Source organism: Pseudonocardia kunmingensis (assembly GCF_006716445.1).
Classification (GTDB): Bacteria; Actinomycetota; Actinomycetes; order Mycobacteriales; family Pseudonocardiaceae; genus Pseudonocardia; species Pseudonocardia kunmingensis.
In genome coordinates, this window is record NZ_VFPA01000001.1 from 2,580,504 (window position 1) to 2,598,348 (window position 17,845).

General features: G+C 75.5%; 10 protein-coding genes (1 of these 10 running past the window's edge). 4 read left to right on the plus strand and 6 right to left on the minus strand.

Annotated elements, in window-relative coordinates; all coding sequences use genetic code 11:
* From FB558_RS12310 to FB558_RS45160, 4 genes are all read right to left on the minus strand, one after another.
* Window positions 1-9,278, minus strand: partial view of a preprotein translocase subunit SecA gene (locus FB558_RS12310; RefSeq protein WP_142051932.1) — the start only. The gene continues 25,573 nt to the left of window position 1, outside the view; only the first 9,278 of its 34,851 coding nucleotides appear in the window; its start codon is at window positions 9,276-9,278; the stop codon falls past the left edge of the window.
* 752 nt (window positions 9,279-10,030) lie between these two features.
* Window positions 10,031-11,965: an ABC transporter permease family protein gene (locus tag FB558_RS12315; protein ID WP_142051935.1), complete on the minus strand. Its 1,935-nt coding sequence runs from the start codon at window positions 11,963-11,965 to the stop codon at window positions 10,031-10,033.
* Window positions 11,962-12,669 (minus strand): ABC transporter ATP-binding protein, encoded by a 708-nt coding sequence (locus FB558_RS12320; protein WP_211366329.1) that lies wholly within the window; start codon window positions 12,667-12,669, stop codon window positions 11,962-11,964. Before FB558_RS12320 ends, FB558_RS12315 begins: the two co-directional genes overlap by 4 nt.
* Window positions 12,666-12,788, minus strand: a complete 123-nt coding sequence (locus tag FB558_RS45160) for a hypothetical protein (protein ID WP_281288590.1) — start codon at window positions 12,786-12,788, stop codon at window positions 12,666-12,668. Before FB558_RS45160 ends, FB558_RS12320 begins: the two co-directional genes overlap by 4 nt.
* Window positions 12,789-12,905: 117 nt before the next feature.
* On the opposite strand from FB558_RS45160, the gene FB558_RS12325 reads away from it, so the two are divergent.
* On the plus strand, window positions 12,906-14,081 hold the full coding sequence (locus FB558_RS12325; RefSeq protein ID WP_142051938.1) for a sensor histidine kinase: 1,176 nt from the start codon (window positions 12,906-12,908) through the stop codon (window positions 14,079-14,081).
* Window positions 14,078-14,749 carry a response regulator gene (locus FB558_RS12330; protein WP_281288591.1) on the plus strand — a complete coding sequence of 224 codons (672 nt, stop codon included), beginning with the start codon at window positions 14,078-14,080 and terminating at the stop codon, window positions 14,747-14,749. The genes FB558_RS12325 and FB558_RS12330 overlap by 4 nt, the downstream gene beginning before the upstream one ends.
* A 54-nt stretch (window positions 14,750-14,803) precedes the next feature.
* Here FB558_RS12330 and FB558_RS12335 read toward each other — a convergent pair whose 3' ends face one another.
* Both FB558_RS12335 and FB558_RS12340 read right to left on the minus strand, forming a co-directional pair.
* Complete coding sequence (locus tag FB558_RS12335) at window positions 14,804-15,715, minus strand: S1C family serine protease (RefSeq protein WP_142051941.1); 912 nt, start codon at window positions 15,713-15,715, stop codon at window positions 14,804-14,806.
* Window positions 15,716-15,803: 88 nt separating this feature from the next.
* A complete protein-coding gene (locus FB558_RS12340; RefSeq protein WP_142051944.1) occupies window positions 15,804-16,376 on the minus strand; it encodes a peptide deformylase in 573 nt (190 codons plus the stop codon).
* 141 nt (window positions 16,377-16,517) lie between these two features.
* On the opposite strand from FB558_RS12340, the gene napA reads away from it, so the two are divergent.
* Both napA and FB558_RS45490 read left to right on the plus strand, forming a co-directional pair.
* Window positions 16,518-16,823 (plus strand): nucleoid-associated protein NapA, encoded by a 306-nt coding sequence (gene napA / locus FB558_RS12345; RefSeq protein WP_142051947.1) that lies wholly within the window; start codon window positions 16,518-16,520, stop codon window positions 16,821-16,823.
* Window positions 16,824-16,935: 112 nt separating this feature from the next.
* Complete coding sequence (locus FB558_RS45490; RefSeq protein ID WP_342787303.1) at window positions 16,936-17,844, plus strand: LytR C-terminal domain-containing protein; 909 nt, start codon at window positions 16,936-16,938, stop codon at window positions 17,842-17,844.
* Window position 17,845: the final 1 nt, after the last annotated feature.

Below are 17,845 nucleotides of genomic sequence, written 5' to 3' on the forward strand. Positions count from 1 at the left end.
TCGGCCGGTTCCGACCCGCGGCACGAGCTCCCCGCGCCCGCCACGCACGCCTGGCCCTTGTTGTAGCCGTCGGACTCGGCGTAGAGCAGCGCGGTGCGGCCCTTGTCGCCGCTGGTCGTGACCCAGTTGCCGAAGGCGTCGCTCCCGTACGCCGTGGCGTCGCCGCTGAGGAAGGCGACGGCGCCACCGCCGCTGCCGTCGGCGTTGCGCAGGTACTGGACGAAGTCGGCCTTGCCCTCGTCGCCGCGGTCGACGTTGATGTGCTGGTAGTCCCGGCCACCGTCCTTCAGCGGCACGCCCCAGCCGCTGCAGCTGCCGCCCGTGCCGACCGAACAGAAGTTGGTGCCGCCCTTGCCCTTCTCGGTCGGCATGTAGTGGCCGCCGGTGCAGCCGTAGCACGACAGCTCGGCGCCCTCGGCCGACAGGACCGTGCCCCAGCCGTCGATCTTCAGCAACCCGCCGAGACCATCGGCGCCGCGGGTCACGATGTCGATCTTGCCGTCGGCCATCCCGGTCGGGCTCGTCACCACGTCGCCCTCGGCGGAGGTGAAGCGTCCCTTGCCGTCCCAGGAGATCCGCGCGGGGTTGCCGTGGACGTCCCGCCCGACGATCGAGCCGGACGGGGCCTCGATCACGGCCTTGTCCACCCCGGGCTTGCCCTCCAGCTCCGCGCCCGTGTAGATGCAGCCGCCGTTGCAGGTGGACGTGAACGGGGAGCCCTTCGGGTTGGTCAGGCGGAAGGTGTTGGTCGCCTTCTCCGACGGCGCGGACCGGGTGTACTCGACGGTCTCCCCGGTGCGGCCGTTGGTGACCGTGCCCGTGCCGCGCACGTACCCGCCGCCGTTGCCGTTCTTGTCGCGGGCGATTCGCACCCCGTCGGAGCCGGTGGCGGAGTCACGCTTGCTGCTGCCCGTCTCGACCGGCATCGAGGCGCGGTAGCGCTCGCTGGCCTTGCGGTCCGGGTCGTAGCCGACGCGTTCCCCGCCGGGGCCCTGCTCGTCGACGCCCGCGCAGGGCGACGGGCAGGTCTCGCCGTAGACCTCCCCGCCCTTCGGCTTGATCTTCCAGACGACGTCGCCGTCCTCGTCGCGCTCGATGAGCACGGCCTGCTCGTCCTTGCCCAGTTCCTCGATCTTGACGGGCTCACCGTTCTCGTCGAGGACCTCGCCGGGGCCGAGCTCCACCTCAGGCGCGGTGGAGGTGAAGGTGTTGCCGCCGTCGGTGTCGCAGGACGAGTAGGTCCCCGAGCAGGAGCCCCCGCCACCGCCACCGGGGCCGGCCTGCGCCCACGCCGTGACGCCGCACCCACCGCCGGACGAGCCCCCGCCCGAGCAGGTGGCCTCGCCGAAGGCGTCCCAGTACCCGCCGTCGACGTCCTTGTGGTCACGCGCCTCCGCGTGGGCCGAGTAGCTGGTGCTGCAGTTGGCGGCGCCGGAGCAGGTCGCGCTCGCGTTCGCCCAGCCGGGGCCGGCCGAGGCCTGGGCGCTCACGCTGACCCCGCCGCTGCCCTGGCCGCCGCCCCCGGAGCCGGAGGCGTTGGCCTTCGCCCACGAACCGGACGGGTCGGAGGCCGACGCCGACGCGCTCGCGGAGTAGGAGTGCCGGCAGTTGGCGGCACCGGAGCACGACGCGCTCGCGCTCGCCCAACCCGGACCGGCCGACGCCTGGGCCGACACCGCGACACCGCCGCCGCCCTGGCCACCACCACCCGAGCCCGACGCCGACGCACTCGCCTGCGCACCCGCCGCCGACGCCGACGCCGACGCGGACGCCGAGTACGAATGCCGGCAGTTCGCCGCGCCCACGCACGACGCCGACGCCTGCGCACTCCCCGGGCTCGCCGACGCCTGCGCCGACACCGCCACGCCACCGCCGCCCTGGCCACCACCACCCGAGCCCGACGCCGACGCACTCGCCTGCGCACCCGCCGCCGACGCCGACGCCGACGCGGACGCCGAGTACGAATGCCGGCAGTTCGCCGCGCCCACGCACGACGCCGACGCCTGCGCACTCCCCGGGCTCGCCGACGCCTGCGCCGACACCGCCACGCCACCGCCGCCCTGGCCACCACCACCGGACCCGGACGCGGACGCCGACGCGCGCGCCCCCGGGGCGGACGCCGACGCGGACGCGGACGCCGAGTAGGAGTGGCTGCAGCGCGTGCCCGCGGTGCCGCTGCAGGAGGCCGACGCCTGGGCGCTGCCCGGGGCCGCCACCGCCGCCGCGGTGGTGACCGCCTGGCCCCCGCCGAACGTCCCCGACCCCGACCCGGTGGCGTGCGCGCTCGCCCGCGCACCGGCGGCGCTGTCGGACGCGCTGCTGTGGGCCCGGTAGGAGTAGGAGCAGCCGGACCCGGCGCTGCCCTGGCAGGCGGCGCCGGCCATGGCGTGGTCCGCGCTCGTGTCGGCGGCGGCGCTGGTGGCGCACCAGCCCGATCCGGTGCCGCCGGCGGTGCCGCACGTGGCCTTCGCGGTGGCGGTGTTCCCGCCGGAGCTGCTGGCCGCGGTGCTCGAGGCGGAGTAGCTGTGCCGGCAGGTGGCTCCCTCGCTGCCCTCGCAGGAGGCCGAGACCTGCGCTCCGGTCTCGTCGGCACCCACGCGGGACGCTCCCGTGCACAGTCCGCCCGTGCCTGCGGTGCAGTCGGTGCGCGAGTTCGCCGTGTTCTGCCCGTTGGGCGCGGCCGCCCGTGCGCTTCCCTCGGTGTGGGTGCGGCAGCCGGTACCGGCGCAGGTGGCGGTGACCTCGGCGAGGTCCTTCGCGGCGAACCCGCCGGTCGCGGCCTGGCAGGCTCCGGCCGCGGCGCAGGTCGCCGTGGACCTCGCGGTCACCTGCGACGCTCCGGTGACACGCGTGGCCGACGAGGCGCGGGTCGCGCAGCCGGTGGCCGATCCGTCGTCGCACGCCGCGGTGACCGACGCGCTCGTGGTGGCGAAGCGCTCGTCCTCGGCGGCGCCGGGGGCGGTGGTCGAGTCGCTGGAGGAGGCGGTGAGCTGTGCCGTGCACGCCCGGGTGCCGTCGCAGCCGGTGCCGCCGGTGGCCGTGCTGTGGCTGGTGCGCCCGGCCGGGCCGGCGGTGGCGTCGGCGGACCCGGTGAGGGTGTCCGTGCAGCCCGCCTCCGGGCACACCAGCTGCGAGCTGGTCTGGCCGCTGGTGGTGCGGCCGGGGATCGTCTCGGGCTTCTCGCCCTGCGTCGTGCCGGCGTCGCGCACCAGCGTGGCGGCGGCGTCGCTCGCGACGGCGCAACCGCTCTCGGCGGCGGTGCAGCTCGCGTCGGTGCGCGACCCGCCCGCAAGACCCGCGGTCTCGCCGCTGGTGCGGGCGGTGCAGCCCGCCCCGGCGCACTGTGCCGTCGCCGAGGACTGCGCCAGCGCGGCCGGCGCGTCCGTCACCGGCTTCGCCGCCAGGTCGGCCGCCTCGCGGGCGGCCTGGCGGGCCTCGGTGGCGGCGGTCGCCGCCTCGCGGGCCGCCTTCTTCTGTTCCGGGGTGGCGCCGGTCTGCGCGGCGATCCGCGCGGCGTCTGCGGCGTCCTTCTCCGCCTGCGAGGCCTGCGCGGCCTGCTGCTCGGCGGCGTCGTTCTGCTGTTCGGCGATGATGTCGGCCACGACCTGGCCGGATCCCGCCGTGGAGTTGCTCTGCGCCTGGCAGCCGCTCTCGCCGGCCGCACAGCTCGCGGTGGTGCTGGATCCGCCGGCCGGTGGGCCGCGCGCCCCGTTCCCGTCGTTCACGGCGGTGGGGCCGTCGCTGCCTGCGGCCGAGGTCCGGGTGGTGCCGGCGCAGTCACCGGAGCCCCCGGCGCAGTCCAGGGTGGCCGAGGCCATCGTCCAGCTCGACGCGCCCGCCACGGTGGGGCCACCGGTGTTCGCGCTCGAACCCGGCGCGGTCGGCGCCGGCGGGACCGAGGGCTGGTCCTGGCCATCGGCCGGGGCCTGCTGGTCCTGTGCCGGGGCGTCGCCGGTGGTCTCCGACGCCACCGTGGCGTTCGCCGTGGAGCGCTCGGCCACCAGCGGCGCGATGACGTTCGCATCCGGACCGCTGGACGCCCCGGAGTTCGTCACGGCCTGGCACACCCCACCCGAGACGCCCTCGCACGAGCCCTCGCTGCGCGAGCCGCGCGGGTCCGGCGAGACCGACGGGTCGGTCGCGGTGGCGGCGCTGGAGACCTTTCCCTCGCAAAGCGCCTGCCCGTCACACATCAGTGCCGCGCCGGCCGCCGACGCCGCCGACGGCCCCGCGGGGAGACGGGCGGTGTTGACGCCCTTCGGCGCACCGTTGGCATCGAGCTGCTCACCCGAGAGCGCGAGCGCCGCGCCCGACCCGGTCGACGCCTGCGACACCGAGTGCACCTCGCACGCGCCGCTGCCGCTCTCGCAGCTCGCCGTGCCCTCCGACGTGCGCGGCGTACCGCCGTTCACGCCACCGTCCCAGGCGGCGGTGCTGGTCTTCACGGTGCCCGAGCACGCGGTTCCGCCCTCGCACCACAGGCTCGCCGACGACGAGGCGGTCGAGGTCGGGCCGCTGGCCGGCTGCCCGGCGACCGGGAGCCCGGTCTCCGGGTCGGTCACCACGAAGTCCGGCGCCGACGACGCCGACGACGTGCTCGACCCCTCGCAGCCGCCACCGGTGACCGTGCAGCCCGCGGTGGCCCGGGTGCCGCGGGCGTGTGGCGAGACCGCCGTGTCCCGTGCGCTCGTCTGCGACATCGTGGTGCCGCCGCACTCCCCGGCACCGCCGTCGCACCGCACCGACGCGTTCGCCTGCGACACGCTCACCGGCCCCGACACCGCGGTCACACCCGCCTCCGCGGCCTCCCGCGCCGAGACCGGGTCGCGGTCGCCGACCATCGTGCCGGCCTGCGCCCCGCACCCACCACCCTCGCCCTGCACCGAGCACGTCGACCTCGCCGTGCTGTCCCGCACCCCGGTGACGTCCCCCGACGCCGCACCGGAGGTCGTCGCACGGCCCGAGCCCGTGCACGCCGCGTCGTCACAGTCGACCTGCGCGTCCGCGGTGCTCGACGCCCTCAGCTCGCGGGCCGCGACCGGCGCGACCGCGGCCAACCCGTCCGCCCCGTCCCACCTCGGCTCGCCCGCCCGGTCGCCCACCTCGGACGACGAATCGGTCGCGCAGTCGCCGGCCGAGGCCGCGCAGCTCGTGGAGGCGCTGGTCTCGCGGACCGGCGCCGCCGCACCCGCGGCCGCGGCGGTGCCGGTGACCTTCCCGCCCGTGGACGACTTCGCCGTGCCCGCGCAGCCCGCGGCACCGTCACAGTCGACAGAGGCGTCGGCGTCGCTGGTGCCCGCGCTGTCACCGTCCTCGGCATCGGTGGCGGAGTCGCTGCGGGTCTCGCAGCCACCGGCGCTGACCGTGCAGCTCGCCGAGCCGTTCGTCGCCGTGCGCGGGGAACGCGTCGCGGCGGTGGCGCCCGCGGCGTCGGTGACATCGGCGATCGCGACGTCGTCGTGGCCCGCGGCGGTGGTGCTGGTGGCCTTCCCGGTGCAGGCGGCCTCGCAGTCGACGGACGCGTCGGCGCGCGCCTCACCGTCGGTGTCGGAAAGCTCGACGGAGCTGGCGGTGCCGCAGCCCGCGGCCGAGTCGCAGTGCGCCGAGCTCGTGCCCTTGCCCCGCTGCTCGCTCGCCGGGCCGGTCGCCGCCGGGACCGTCCGGCCCGCCGCCACGAACCCGGCACCGCCGTCCCCGCCGTCCGACCCCGCCGCGCGCGCCGCGTCCCGATCGGTCCTCGACCCGCTGCTGGTGCTGTCGCACGCCCCGCCGTCGGTGTCGCAGCCCGCCTCGGCCTGCGACCGGTCCGCGTACGAGTCCGTGGCGCACCCACCGGTGCACGAGGCTGCCGCCGACGCCCGCTCGTCGGGCGCCTCGGACCGCTCCGCCTGTGAACTGCCGGGCCCCGAACTGTCACTGCGACACGATCCGCCACCGGAGTCGCACGCCGCCGCCCCGCCGTCCGGGGTCGCGACGCTGTGCTGGGAACAGCCGCGTGCGTCGCCGTCGCACCGCGCCGACGCCGTGGTCTCCTCCCCGTCCGCGCCCCGGCTCGACGCGCTGGAGCCGCAGCCGGCGTCCGCGCCGGACAGGTCGCAGGAGGCCTTGCTCGTGTTCTCCCCGGACTTCGACGACGTCCCGCACCCCGACGACACCCCCGACAGGGCCACGCACCGGTCCTCGTCGCGCTCGCCGTCCTCGGACTCCGAGACCGACCCGCACTCCACGAACGCGCCGTCCGACCCGCAGCCGGCGGCGGACCCCTCGCCGTCCAGGCCGTCCTCGGGCACCACCCGCGCGTCCCGGTCGGTGACCTCCATCAGCTCGTCGGTGGCCTCGTAGACCTCGTCGCGCTGCTTCTCCAGCTCCGCGACGCCCCGCGCGTGCTCCTTCTTCGTCACCGACCCCGCGGCGACCTTCTTCTCCTCGGCGTCGAGCTTCTTCTGCGCCGACTCCAGATCCCGGTGCCCGTCGACGACCTCGTCGACCAGCTCCGCACGATCCTCCGACAGCTCCGCCCGATCCTGCGCCACCTGCTGCTCCAGCTGGGCGTGGTCGGCGGCCTTCTTGTCGTAGGCGGCCTTGCTCAGCTCACCCGACGCGACCTTCTTCTTGTCCCGCGCCAGGTCCTTCTCGCTCTTGTCGACCTCGATCCGGCCCTCGAGCACCCGCTCGGTGTGCTCGGCCGAGTCGTCGTACTCGCGATCCTCGTCGTCGCGATCCTCGTCGTCCTCGTCCTCCGCGAGCAGCAGGCGGTCCGCGGGCGGACCCCGCGACTTCGCATCGGAGAACTCCCGCGACCCGGCCTGCGACCGCTCGCACCCGTCGCCGCCCGCGCCGCAGGCCCGCGAGCGCCCCTTGCGGTCCGGTCCCACACCGTCGAGGGAGAGGTGCTCACCGTCGCCCGTGCTCAGCAGCTGCGCGAGGACCGCGTCCTCGGCCGCGGCCCGGTCGCGCGACCCCTCCGACTTCCGGTCGCCGCGCTCGGCCCCCTTCTCGACGGCGGCCCCTGCCTCCTCCGACGCCTTCCGGACCGCCTTGCGCACAGCGCCGGCCACCCGCTCGGCGTCGTCCTCCGACACGCCGGCCCGGTCCGCGGCGAACCGCACCGCGTCGTCGACCAGGTCGCCGACCGCACCGGACACGTCGCGATCCGAGTCGCGGTCCGAGTTGCGGCCCCGCGCCTCGCGGGCCAGGTCCCCGGCGCGCTCGACAAGGCGCCGCACGTCCTCGCCCCGGCCCTCGCCGTCATCGCCGCGCGCGAGCTCGGACGCGACCTTCTCGGACACCGCGCGCCGCAGCGCTCCCGTGGCCTCATCGCGGTCGCCGTGCTCCAGCGCGTCGCGCACAGCCTTCCGCGACCGGGAGGCCTTCTCCTCGGCGCGCTCGTCGGAGTGCTCCGACAGGTCGGCGCCGGCCTTCTCCGCCCACTTCCGCGCGGCGCGCTCGGCGCCGTCCCGGACCTCGGACGCCACGTGCCGCTCGATGCGCTCGCGGGTCTCGTCCGCGTCATCGGCGAGGTCCTCGGCCAGCTCGGTCCACCGCTCGCGTTCCGCGGAACGCGACTCGTCCCGTTCCGAACGGTCACCGCCGCGCGCGTCCTCGACGTCCTCCGCGAGCTCCTGCGCCCACCGACGGACCTCGCCCCGGCGGCTCTCGCGCTCGTCGGCGTCCTCCCCGCGGGAACGGCTGCCTTCGTCCACACCCCCACGGTCGGCGGACCCTCGGACCCGCTCGGCGAGCTCCGTCCAGCGGTCCTCCGCCGTCGACGCCCGCTCGCCCTCGGCGATCTCCCGAGCCGAGCGCCGCGCGTCCGCCTTCCGCTCGTCACCGTCCCACGCCCGGGTCTTCTCCTTCTGCCCCTTCTGATCCTTCTGCTTCCGCGCCTGCTGCTTCCTCTCCGACTTCTCGTCGGCGGCCTCGCGGTCGAGCCCCTCGGCCAGCTCCTGGGCCCAGCGACGCGCGTCGCTCCCGCGCTCCCCGTCGCGTCCCGCGCGCTCGTCGTCCAGGGCCCGCGCGCGCTCGTCGGCGTCCGCGCGATCGCCCGCATCCCCGGCCCGCTCGCCACGTTCCCGGCGCTCGTCGCCCGACGCGTCCCGCACGGCCTGCCGCACACGGTCGCGGAGGCTCTTCCCACCCTCGCCGTCCACGGCCTCGCGGACCGCCTCCGCGATGTCGTCGGCATCGCCGTCGGACTCGCGCTCGCTCACGGTCCTGACCGACCGGGTGCGCTCGTCGTCGCGGCGATCGCTGCGCTCGTCCCGCTCGCCCTTCTCCCGGGCGTCCGACCCGCGGCTCTTCTCGTCGGACCTCTCCCGGGGATTTCCCTGGGACTTCTCCTGGGACTTCTCCTGGGACTTCTGCCCGGCCTTCTTCTCGTTCTCCTGCTCGGAACGGTCCGCGGCGCGATCACGGGCCGCGCGGTCGCCCGAACCGCCGTCCGAGGATCGCGCGTTCTGCGCGTCGTCGCGGTCCGTCGTGGAGTCGCGGTCGGCAGCGGACCCCTTCCCGCCCTTCTGCGTCCCGGCGCGCTCCTCCTTCTCACCGGAGCCCTTCGCGTCCTCGGTCGTGCGCGACTCGTCGCCGGACTCCTCGCGCTTGCGCTCCGACGTGTCCCGCTTCTCGTCGGACCTGCGGTCGGACGCCTCGCGCTCCCCGTCCGACTTCGCGGGCTTCTCGTCGTCCTTCTTGCCCGGCTTCGCCTCGGACTTGTCGTCGACCTTCTCGTCGGACTTCTTCTCCGTCCGCTCGCCCGACTTCCGGTCCGACTCGTCGTCGTCCTTCGCCGACTTCTTCTCCGACTTCTTGTCGGAGTCGCCGTCGTCCTTCTTCTTGGACTTCTTGTCGGACTTCTTGTCGGAGTCGCCGTCGTCCTTCTTCTTCGACTTCTTGTCGGACTTCTCGTCGGAGTCGCCGTCGTCCTTCTTCTTCGACTTCTTGTCGGACTTCTCGTCGGAGTCGCCGTCGTCCTTCTTCTTCGACTTCTTGTCGGACTTCTCGTCCGAGTCGCCGTCGTCCTTCTTCTTCGACTTCTTGTCGGACTTCTCGTCCGAGTCGCCGTCGTCCTTCTTCTTCGACTTCTTCTCCGACTTGTCGTCGTCCTTCTTGCCGGAGTCGTCCTTCTTGCCGCCGGCGGGCCTGCTGTTCCCTCCCTTCAGCACGCCCTGCTGGACAGCCGCCACCGGAACCGCCACGGCCGCGGACGCGGGTGAGGCGAGGAACGCCGCACCGATCCACAGCACCACGACAGCGCCGGCAAGACCGAACGTCCACCGCACGAGCAGCCACACTCGGTCCGCGGCCGAGAGCCGCAGCCGGACGGCAGCACCAGCGCACGCGGGGAGGCCAGTGGCCCCACCGTCGTGAGCGGACTGCCGGTGCATGACGAACGACTCCCGTGGATCGACGCGATCAGGAACGGACGTGCGGAAACCGACGGCCAGCGCCGTGGACGCACAGAGCTACTGCAGACATGCGAAGAAAGGGGATACCCGCACGTCGCGCCTGAGGCAGCGACCCGCCACCGGACGGTGGAATACACGTCCGGCAACCCCTGCGGTTCGCCGGGCCGCCCGTTGCGCAACGTCAGCAACCGGTGGGAACCGGAACCGCAACCTCCCCCACAGGGCGAGGCAACGGGGAAGCTACCAGATGTTCATGTGATCCGCGAGCCCTTGGCCGAGCGTTTCCCCCGCAGTCGCGGGTGCGGAGCCGGAGCGGGCCGGTCACCAGCTCGGGTCGCGGGGCCCGGCACCAGGCCGAACCGGACGGGGTGCGCCGGCTCTCTCACGGCGCCCGGCGCCGGGCTCGCAGCACCCTCGGTCGCCGGCGCCGGTACCGCCCCCACCCCCGCGCGTTGACATCCGCGCCCGCCTGCACGGGCCGTTCACCGGTCCCGGCCGCTGTTCCCACCGACCGTTCTCCCCGCCTCGACGCCGCGGTCCGGCGTCGTGATCGCCCCCGCCCCACGCCACCCGCCCCGACGGTGGGCGGAAATCCCTGCACCGACGGAAACGGTGGCAACCGATTCTCAGTCCTCCCTGGCCGGTGCGGCCGTGACGGCCCGCAACAGTGGTCGCGACGCCGCGGAAGCGGCCACCACCACCGCGACGCCGGCGAGCAGCGATACGCCCAGGACGACGATTCCCGTCGGCTCGAACGCGTTCGCCGCCGCGGCGAAGGGGAATGCGCACAGGAGCCCGAGGACGAGTGCGATCGCCGCGAGGACCAGCAACGGGCGGACGGTCTCCGCCCGGCGGGCGGAATCGAGCACCGACATCGGGGTGCCCGCCAATCGCAGCAGGCGCAGGGTGCGCCGGTGGTCGAGCACGCGGGCGGCGGCCGCGGTTCCGGTCGCCGTGGCCGCGATGAGGAATGTCCCGGCGAGTACGACGAATGCGCCGCGCTGCAGATCCGCGACGAACACCGCGTTCTCCGATCGCGCCTCGCGCTCGGTGAGAACGGGGCCGGACGCGACGGGCGCGAGCGCCGTGCGAACCCGATCGCGATCGGCCGGGAGCGTCGGCGTGACCGCCACGCCCACCTCGCCCCCGACGTCGGCGATCGCGACATCGGCCGCGATCGCGCGGGCTCCGAGGCGGTGCGCGACCTCGGCCTGCAATTCGCCCACCTCGCCTGCGGGTGCCTCGACCCGCAATGCGGAGTCGTCATCCGGTGTCGAGCCCGAAAGCGCCGCCGTCAGGGGAGCGAGGAACCCCGCGACGAATACCGCGAGCGTGACGCCCGCGAGAGGGCGGAACGCTCCGCGCGGGTCGTCGAGCATCCGGCGACCGGCGATCAGGGCGGCGGGGGAACGCGCGCTGCGGGTCATCCCGATCCCGAGCAGCCGGACCACGAGCGGGCCGACGAGCGACACGGCACCGAAGAGCGCGAGCACCCCGACCCCGAACACCAACCCAGCGACATCGGCGGGTCCGGCCTGCCGCGCCCCGTTCGCGACGGCGAAGACACCGATGCCGGCGGCCACTCCGAGCAGCCGCAGCAGCCGCGCCGAGCCGGAGCGCTGCCGCCGGACGACGCCCAGCGGCTCGACCACCACCTCGCGCATACCGCCGAGGGCGGCCAGCAGGGCCAGCACGACCACCCCGGCGACGAGGCCCGCGGCCGCCGCGGGCCCCGGCCGCAGATCGCCGGCGAACCAGCCGCCGCCCCCGAGCTCGATCGCCGCCAGCGCGGGGGCCGCGAGCCACTGCACCCCGATCCCGAGCACCGCCGCGCCCGCCGCGATCGCCGTCACCTCGGTGACCGCCGCGACGGTGACCTGCCCCGTCGACGCGCCGAGCAGGCGCAGCACCGCCAGCCGCTCCGCGCGCCGCGTGGCGGTGAGCCGCGCCGACGCCCCCAGCAGGCCGGCGACCGGGAACACCAGCAGCGCCGCGGCCACGTAGGTGAGCTGGCGGTAGATCTCCAGCAGGCCGGGCGAGCCGGCGGCGAAGGACGCGATCGGAGTCGCGCCCGGGATGTCGGACGGCGCACGACCGACGACGGCCACCAGCTCGTCCGGGCGCACCAGACCGGCCGGGGTGATCTCGCCGGTCGGCGCCGGGAACCGTTCGGCGAGCGCGTCCGGCGGGAGGTCGCGCAGGAGGGCGGCGAGCGCGGGCGACACCCACATCTCTCCGAGGCCCGGCACCCGGGGCAGCCCCGGCGGCGGTGCCGTGGGCGCCATCGCGGCGACGTCGACCCGGTGGAGGGGCCGGCCCGCCACTGCGTCGGTCGCCGTCGCGATGGCCGCCACCGGCGCGCCGGCCGCCGGGACGGGCTGTCCGGTGCGCCAGCCCGCACGGGCCTCGCGCGCGTCCCAGCCGTGCACCGCGCCGAGCGCCACCGCGAGCAGCGCCGTGCCGACCGTGATCCCGAGCCCGATCAGGGCCGCCGATGTCGCGGCGCGCCGTCCGCCGAGGCGCAGCAACCGCAGGCTCAGCGCCGCCGTCGCCACGTTCACCGGGTGCCCGCGGTGGTCGGGACGCGAGCGGCGCCCGTGTGCCCGTCGCGCAGGACGACGGTGCGGTGGCAGCGGGCGGCGACGTCGGCGTCGTGGGTGACCACGACGAGCGCGGCGCCGGTGCGGGCGGCCAGCGCCACGAGCAGCTCCATCAGCCGCCGGCCGGTCTCGCTGTCGAGCGCGCCGGTCGGTTCGTCGGCGAAGACCACCTCCGGCTCGGTCACCAGCGCCCGCGCGATCGCCACCCGCTGCTCCTGGCCGCCCGAGAGCTGCCCGGGCCTGCGCTGCTCGAGCCCCGCGAGACCGAGCGCGGGGAACCACGCGCCCGCCCGCGCCACCGCCGCGGCCCGCCGCACGCCCCGCAGCATCAGCGGGAGCGCCACGTTCTCGACGGCCGGGAGCTCGGGCAGCAGCTGGCCGAACTGGAACACGAAACCGAGCCGCGCCCCGCGCAGGGCGGTGCGCCGGGCCTCTGGCCAGGCGTCGATACGGTCGCCGCCCAGCCACACCTCACCCTCGTCGGGCGCCAGGATGCCGGCGAGGCAGTGCAGCAGCGTCGACTTCCCCGAGCCGGACGGCCCGGTCACGGCCAGGACCTCGCCGCGGTGCACGGCGAGGTCGGCACCGCGCAGCACGGTGGTCGCCCCGAACCGGCGGGTGAGCCCGACGCCCCGCAGCACGGGCGGTGCGACCGGCGGCGTCACCGCCGCTGCTCCGCGTCGGCCACCGACTCGAGCAGCGGCAGCGCCGCCATCAGCACGAGCACGAGCACACCCGCGAGCCACGCCGTGGCGCCCAGCACCGAGGCGATCATCTCCGTCATGCCACGACGATCTCCCCGGACCGGCGCGGGTCGCTTCGGCCGGAGGATCGAACGCGATCGCCGCGGGTCGTACTTCCGGCCGAGGAACGGCGGCACCGTCCTGCCTAGGCTCGTGGCGTGATCCGCCTGTTCCGCTGGGTCCGGAGGCACCTCGGCCTGGCCGTCGAACTGGCGGCCTACGGTTTCTGGCTGCTCGTCGACCTCGTCGTCGTCACCAGCAGCACCACACCGCTCGCCCTCGTGCCGGCCGTCGCCGTCCCGCTGATCGTGCTGCTGCGACGTCGGCCACAGGCGCGGCTGGTCCCGACCGCGGCCGCGGCGCTCACCGTCTCGGTCCTGGTCTCGGTGCTGGCCCGGACACCCCTCGCGCTCCTCGCACCGGCGGGCAGCACCGTCTTCACTCTCTCCTTCACCGAGCAGCTGACGCTGGCCGTGGTCGTCGTGCTGGTGCTGCACCGCTGCGAGCTGCGCCCGGCGCTCGTGCTCACCGCGGTCGCGGCGGTCGCGATCGTCGGCTCACCGGTCCTGCGGATGACCGACACGAACGCCAACAGCTTCAGCGTGCTGTCCGCGCTCGGCTGGGGCGGCGCCGTCGCGATCGGGCTGGTGCTGCGCGAGGTCGACACCCGCCGCCGGGCCGCCGTCGAGGACACCCGTTCCGCGGAGCGGATGGAGCTGGCCCGCGAGCTGCACGACGTCGTGGCCCACCACGTCACCGGGATCGTCGTGGCCGCGCAGGCCGCGGCGGTGGTGGCCCGCACCTCCCCGGACGACGTCGACCGCGCGCTGCACGCGATCGAGACGGCGGGCACCGACGCGCTCACCGCGATGCGCCGCATGGTCGGCGTCCTGCGCGGCCAGGACACCGAGGGCGCCCGCACCCCCGGGGCCGAGCTGGGCGAGGTGCCCGCCCTCGTCGCCCGGTTCGACCCCGACGGGCGGCTCGTGCGGCTCGTGACCGACCCCGGCCTGGAGCACGCCGTGCTGCCGCCCGGGGTCGCTGCGACCGGCTACCGGGTGGTGCAGGAAGCTCTCACCAACGTCCGCAGGCACGCGCCCGAGGCCGCGACCGTCGAGGTGGACGTCCGGATCCGCGAGGAGGCCCTGCTGGTGACGGTGCGCAACGACGGCGTCCCACCCGGTCCCATGACGCCGCGGGCGGGGGGCAGCGGCTTCGGGTTGGTCGGCATGGGGGAACGCGTGACCGCCCTGGACGGCGCGCTCGCCGCCGGGCCCACCGCCCCGGGCGTGTGGACGGTCTCCGCAAGGCTCCCCTTGCGAGGATCACGGTGACAGCGCCGAAGGTCGCTCCGCAAGCTCCGCTCCGGGTCCTGCTCGCCGACGATCAGGAGATGGTCCGCACCGGGTTCCGCCTGATCCTCTCGGCCGAGGGCGACGTCGAGGTCGTCGGTGAGGCCGGCACCGGGGTCGACGCGGTCACGCTCGCGCGCGAGCTGCGCCCGGACGTCGTGCTGATGGACATCCGGATGCCGCAGCTCGACGGCCTGGAGGCCACGCGCGCGCTCGCCGCGGACCCGGAGCCGCCGCGCATCGTGGTCGTCACGACGTTCGACCTCGACGAGTACGTGTACGGAGCGCTGCGCGCGGGTGCGTGCGGGTTCCTCCTCAAGGACGCCGGGCCCCGGTTGCTCGTCGAGGCCGTCCGGGCCGCCGCGGCGGGCGACGCGCTCGTCTCCCCGTCGGTCACGGTGCGGCTGCTCGAGCACCTGGCCGCGGGCCCGGCCGCCAGGGCCCCCGCGCTGCCCGACCCGCTCTCGCCCCGCGAGCTGGAGGTCGTGCGGGCGGTCGCCCGCGGCCGGACCAACGCCGAGATCGCGGCCGAGCTGTTCGTGTCGCTCTCCACGGTGAAGACGCACCTGACGAACGTCCAGGCGAAGCTCTCGGCCCGCAACCGCGTCGAGATCGCGGCCTGGGCCTGGGAGCACGGCCACGTGCGCTGACCCCGTCCGTGAGTGGATACGAGTGCCGGAGCACCCGTATCCACTCACGATCGGTCAGCCGAGCTCGGTGGGCACGGCGACGACGTCCACCATCGCCCCGTTGCGCAGCACCGTGACCGGCAGCGGCACTCCGATCGCGTCGGCGAACAACTGGCGCTGGATCCCCTGGGCGTCCTGGACCGGACGGCGCCCGACGTCGAGCACGAGGTCCCCGGCCCGCAACCCGGCCCGGGCCGCCGGGCTGCCCCCGATCACCTCCGCGAGCCGGAGCCCGTTCGTGCGCCCGTGCTTCGCGGCGACGGCCGCGGGCACCGGGGCCGGGCTGCCGACCACCCCGAGGTAGGCCCGGCGCACCCGCCCGTCGGCGAGCAGCGCCGCCACGATCCGGCGGGTCGTGGCGTTCACCGGAACGGCGAGCCCGAGGCCGACCCCCGCGACGGCCGTGTTGATCCCGACCACCCGCCCCCGGGCGTCGGCCAGCGCGCCGCCGGAGTTGCCGGGGTTCAGCGCCGCGTCGGTCTGGATCACGTCCTCGACGACCCGCCCGGCGCGGCCGCTGCGGGTGGGCAGGGCGCGACCGAGCGCGCTCACGACACCGGCGGTCACCGAGCCGGCGAGCCCGAGCGGGTTGCCGACCGCCACGACGAGCTGGCCGACCACCAGGCCGTCGGCGTCGCCGAGCCGGGCGGGCGGCGGGAGGTCGGCCGCCCGGTCGGCGCGCAGCACGGCGAGGTCCGACAGCGGGTCGGCACCCACGACCGTGACACCCGTCTGCACGCCGTCGACGAAGTCGGCACGGCCGGTACGGGCGTCCCCGACGACGTGGGCGTTCGTCACGAGGATCCCGTCGCCCGGGACGACCACCGCGGAGCCGCTGCCCCGGCCGGCCCGGATCGCGGCGACCCGTCCGGTGAGCTCGGCGGCGACGGTGCTGACGGTGCGGGAGTAGGAGTCGAGCTCGTCCACGCGGGCCTCCTCGCGCTTACAACGTTGCACGCGTTGCGTAGGAGGAGAACGTCGGGCCCGCCGCCCGTGTTCCGGCGGGCACCTGCGGTCAGACGTCCTCGGCCTCCTGGGTCGCCGGGTCCCAGGAAAGGCCGGGGACGCCCCAGCCGTTGCGCCTGAGCGTCTTCTTCGCCGCGCGCTGGTTGCGACCGACGAGCCGGTCCACGTAGAGGAGGCCGTCGAGGTGGTCGGTCTCGTGCTGCAGGCAGCGCGCGAGGAAGCCGCGGCCCTGCACCTCCACGGGCGCCCCGTCGACGTCCACCCCCGTCACGCGGGCCCAGTCGGCCCGGCCGGTGGGGAAGCTCTCCCCGGGCACGGAGAGGCAGCCCTCCTCGTCGTCGTCGGGGTCGGGCATGGTCTCGGGTCGCGGCGAGGTCTCCAGCACCGGGTTGACGACCACGCCGCGCACCCGCGTTCGCGTCTCCTCGTCGGGGCAGTCGTAGACGAACAGGCGCAGGTCCACACCGATCTGGTTGGCCGCCAGCCCGACACCGTCGGCTGCGGCCATCGTCTCGAACATGTCCTCGACCAGCGCCTTCAGCCCGTCGTCGAACGCCTCGACGGGGCGGGTGGGGCGGTGCAGGACGGGATCGCCGATGATGCGGATGGGTCGGACGGCCACGATGACCGACCCTACTGCGCGCCGATCCACCCCATCGGGGCAGCGCGTCCCTGCACGGTTCTCGTCAGGCTCGCGTGGTTGAATGGCCGACGCGAATGACAGGCGTGTCATTCGTTGTGAGCGAGGCCATCGAGGAGCGTGATGGAGTCGGCCACCGAACCCATCGAGAGCCTTCCCACCGCAGGGGCGGCGGGCGCCCTGGAACGCCGGGAGCGCGAGATCCTCGCCTTCGAGGCCCAGTGGTGGAAGTACGCGGGCGCCAAGGAACAGGCGATCCGCGAGCTCTTCGACATGTCCGCCACGCGCTACTACCAGATCCTCAACGCCCTCGTCGACAAGCCGGCCGCGCTCGCCGCCGACCCGCTGCTCGTCAAGCGGCTGCGGCGGTTGCGCGCCAGCAGGCAGCGCACGCGTGCGGCGCGTCGCCTGGGAATCGAACCCTGGTGACGGCAGCATGATCGACAACCGGGTCGCTCCAGCGCCCGGCCGCTGATCGAACCACCCCACCGCATTCGGAGGCCAGCGTGACCGAGCTCGCGACCGTCGATGGGGTCCGGCCGTGACCACGCCCTCTTCCGGTGGCGGCCCCACCCCCCTGCGCGTCGGTGGCCTCGCGCTGATCGGTGTCGCGGTCGTCGCCGCGATCATCGGGCTCGCCGGCCTCGCCGCGAACGGCGACCCCACGCCCACCGCCGCCCCGCAGCCCGACACCCCGACCACCGCCCCTGCCCCCGAGGCCGCACCGCCGCCGGTCGTCCCGCCGCCGCCGCTGCCCACGGACGACGCCGGCGTCCCGGTCCCGTCGTTCGGCGAGCCGGTTCCGGGACAACCGGTGCCCGGCGAGCCCGCGCCCGGTCAGCCGGCGCCCGGCGAGCCCGCGCCTGGCGCCCCTGCCCCTGCCCCGGGGGCACCGGCACCCGCACCGGGCGAGCAGGCCCCGCCGGAGGCCGCACCCGCACCCGCCCCGGCACCCGCCCCGGCACCCGCCCCTGCACCGGCTCCCGCTCCCGCTCCCGGGGGCGCACCCGAGGCCCCGGGCGCGCCGGCTGATCCCGGCGCCCCCGGGCAGCCCGCACCGGCCCCGTCCGACGGCGGCAACGGCAGCGGCCCCGCGGTCCAGGGCCGCGTCGGCGGTGGCGGCGGCGACGCCGGCAGCGGTGCCCGCCAGGCCACCCCGGGCGTCGAGCCCATGCCGCTGCGCGTCTACAACAACAGCACCATCAGCGGCCTCGCCGCGCGCGCCGCCGAGGACTTCCGCAAGGCCGGCTGGCCGATCGACGTGGTCGCCAACTACCCGCAGGGCATCATCCCGACCACCACCGTCTACTACCGGCCGGGCACCCCGGAAGAGGCGGCGGCGAAGGCGCTGGCCGAGCGGTTCGGCATCCGCGCCAACCCGCGCTTCGAGGGCCTCGAGGACGCGAGCCCGGGACTGATCGTGATCGTCACCAACGACTACGGGCGCTGAC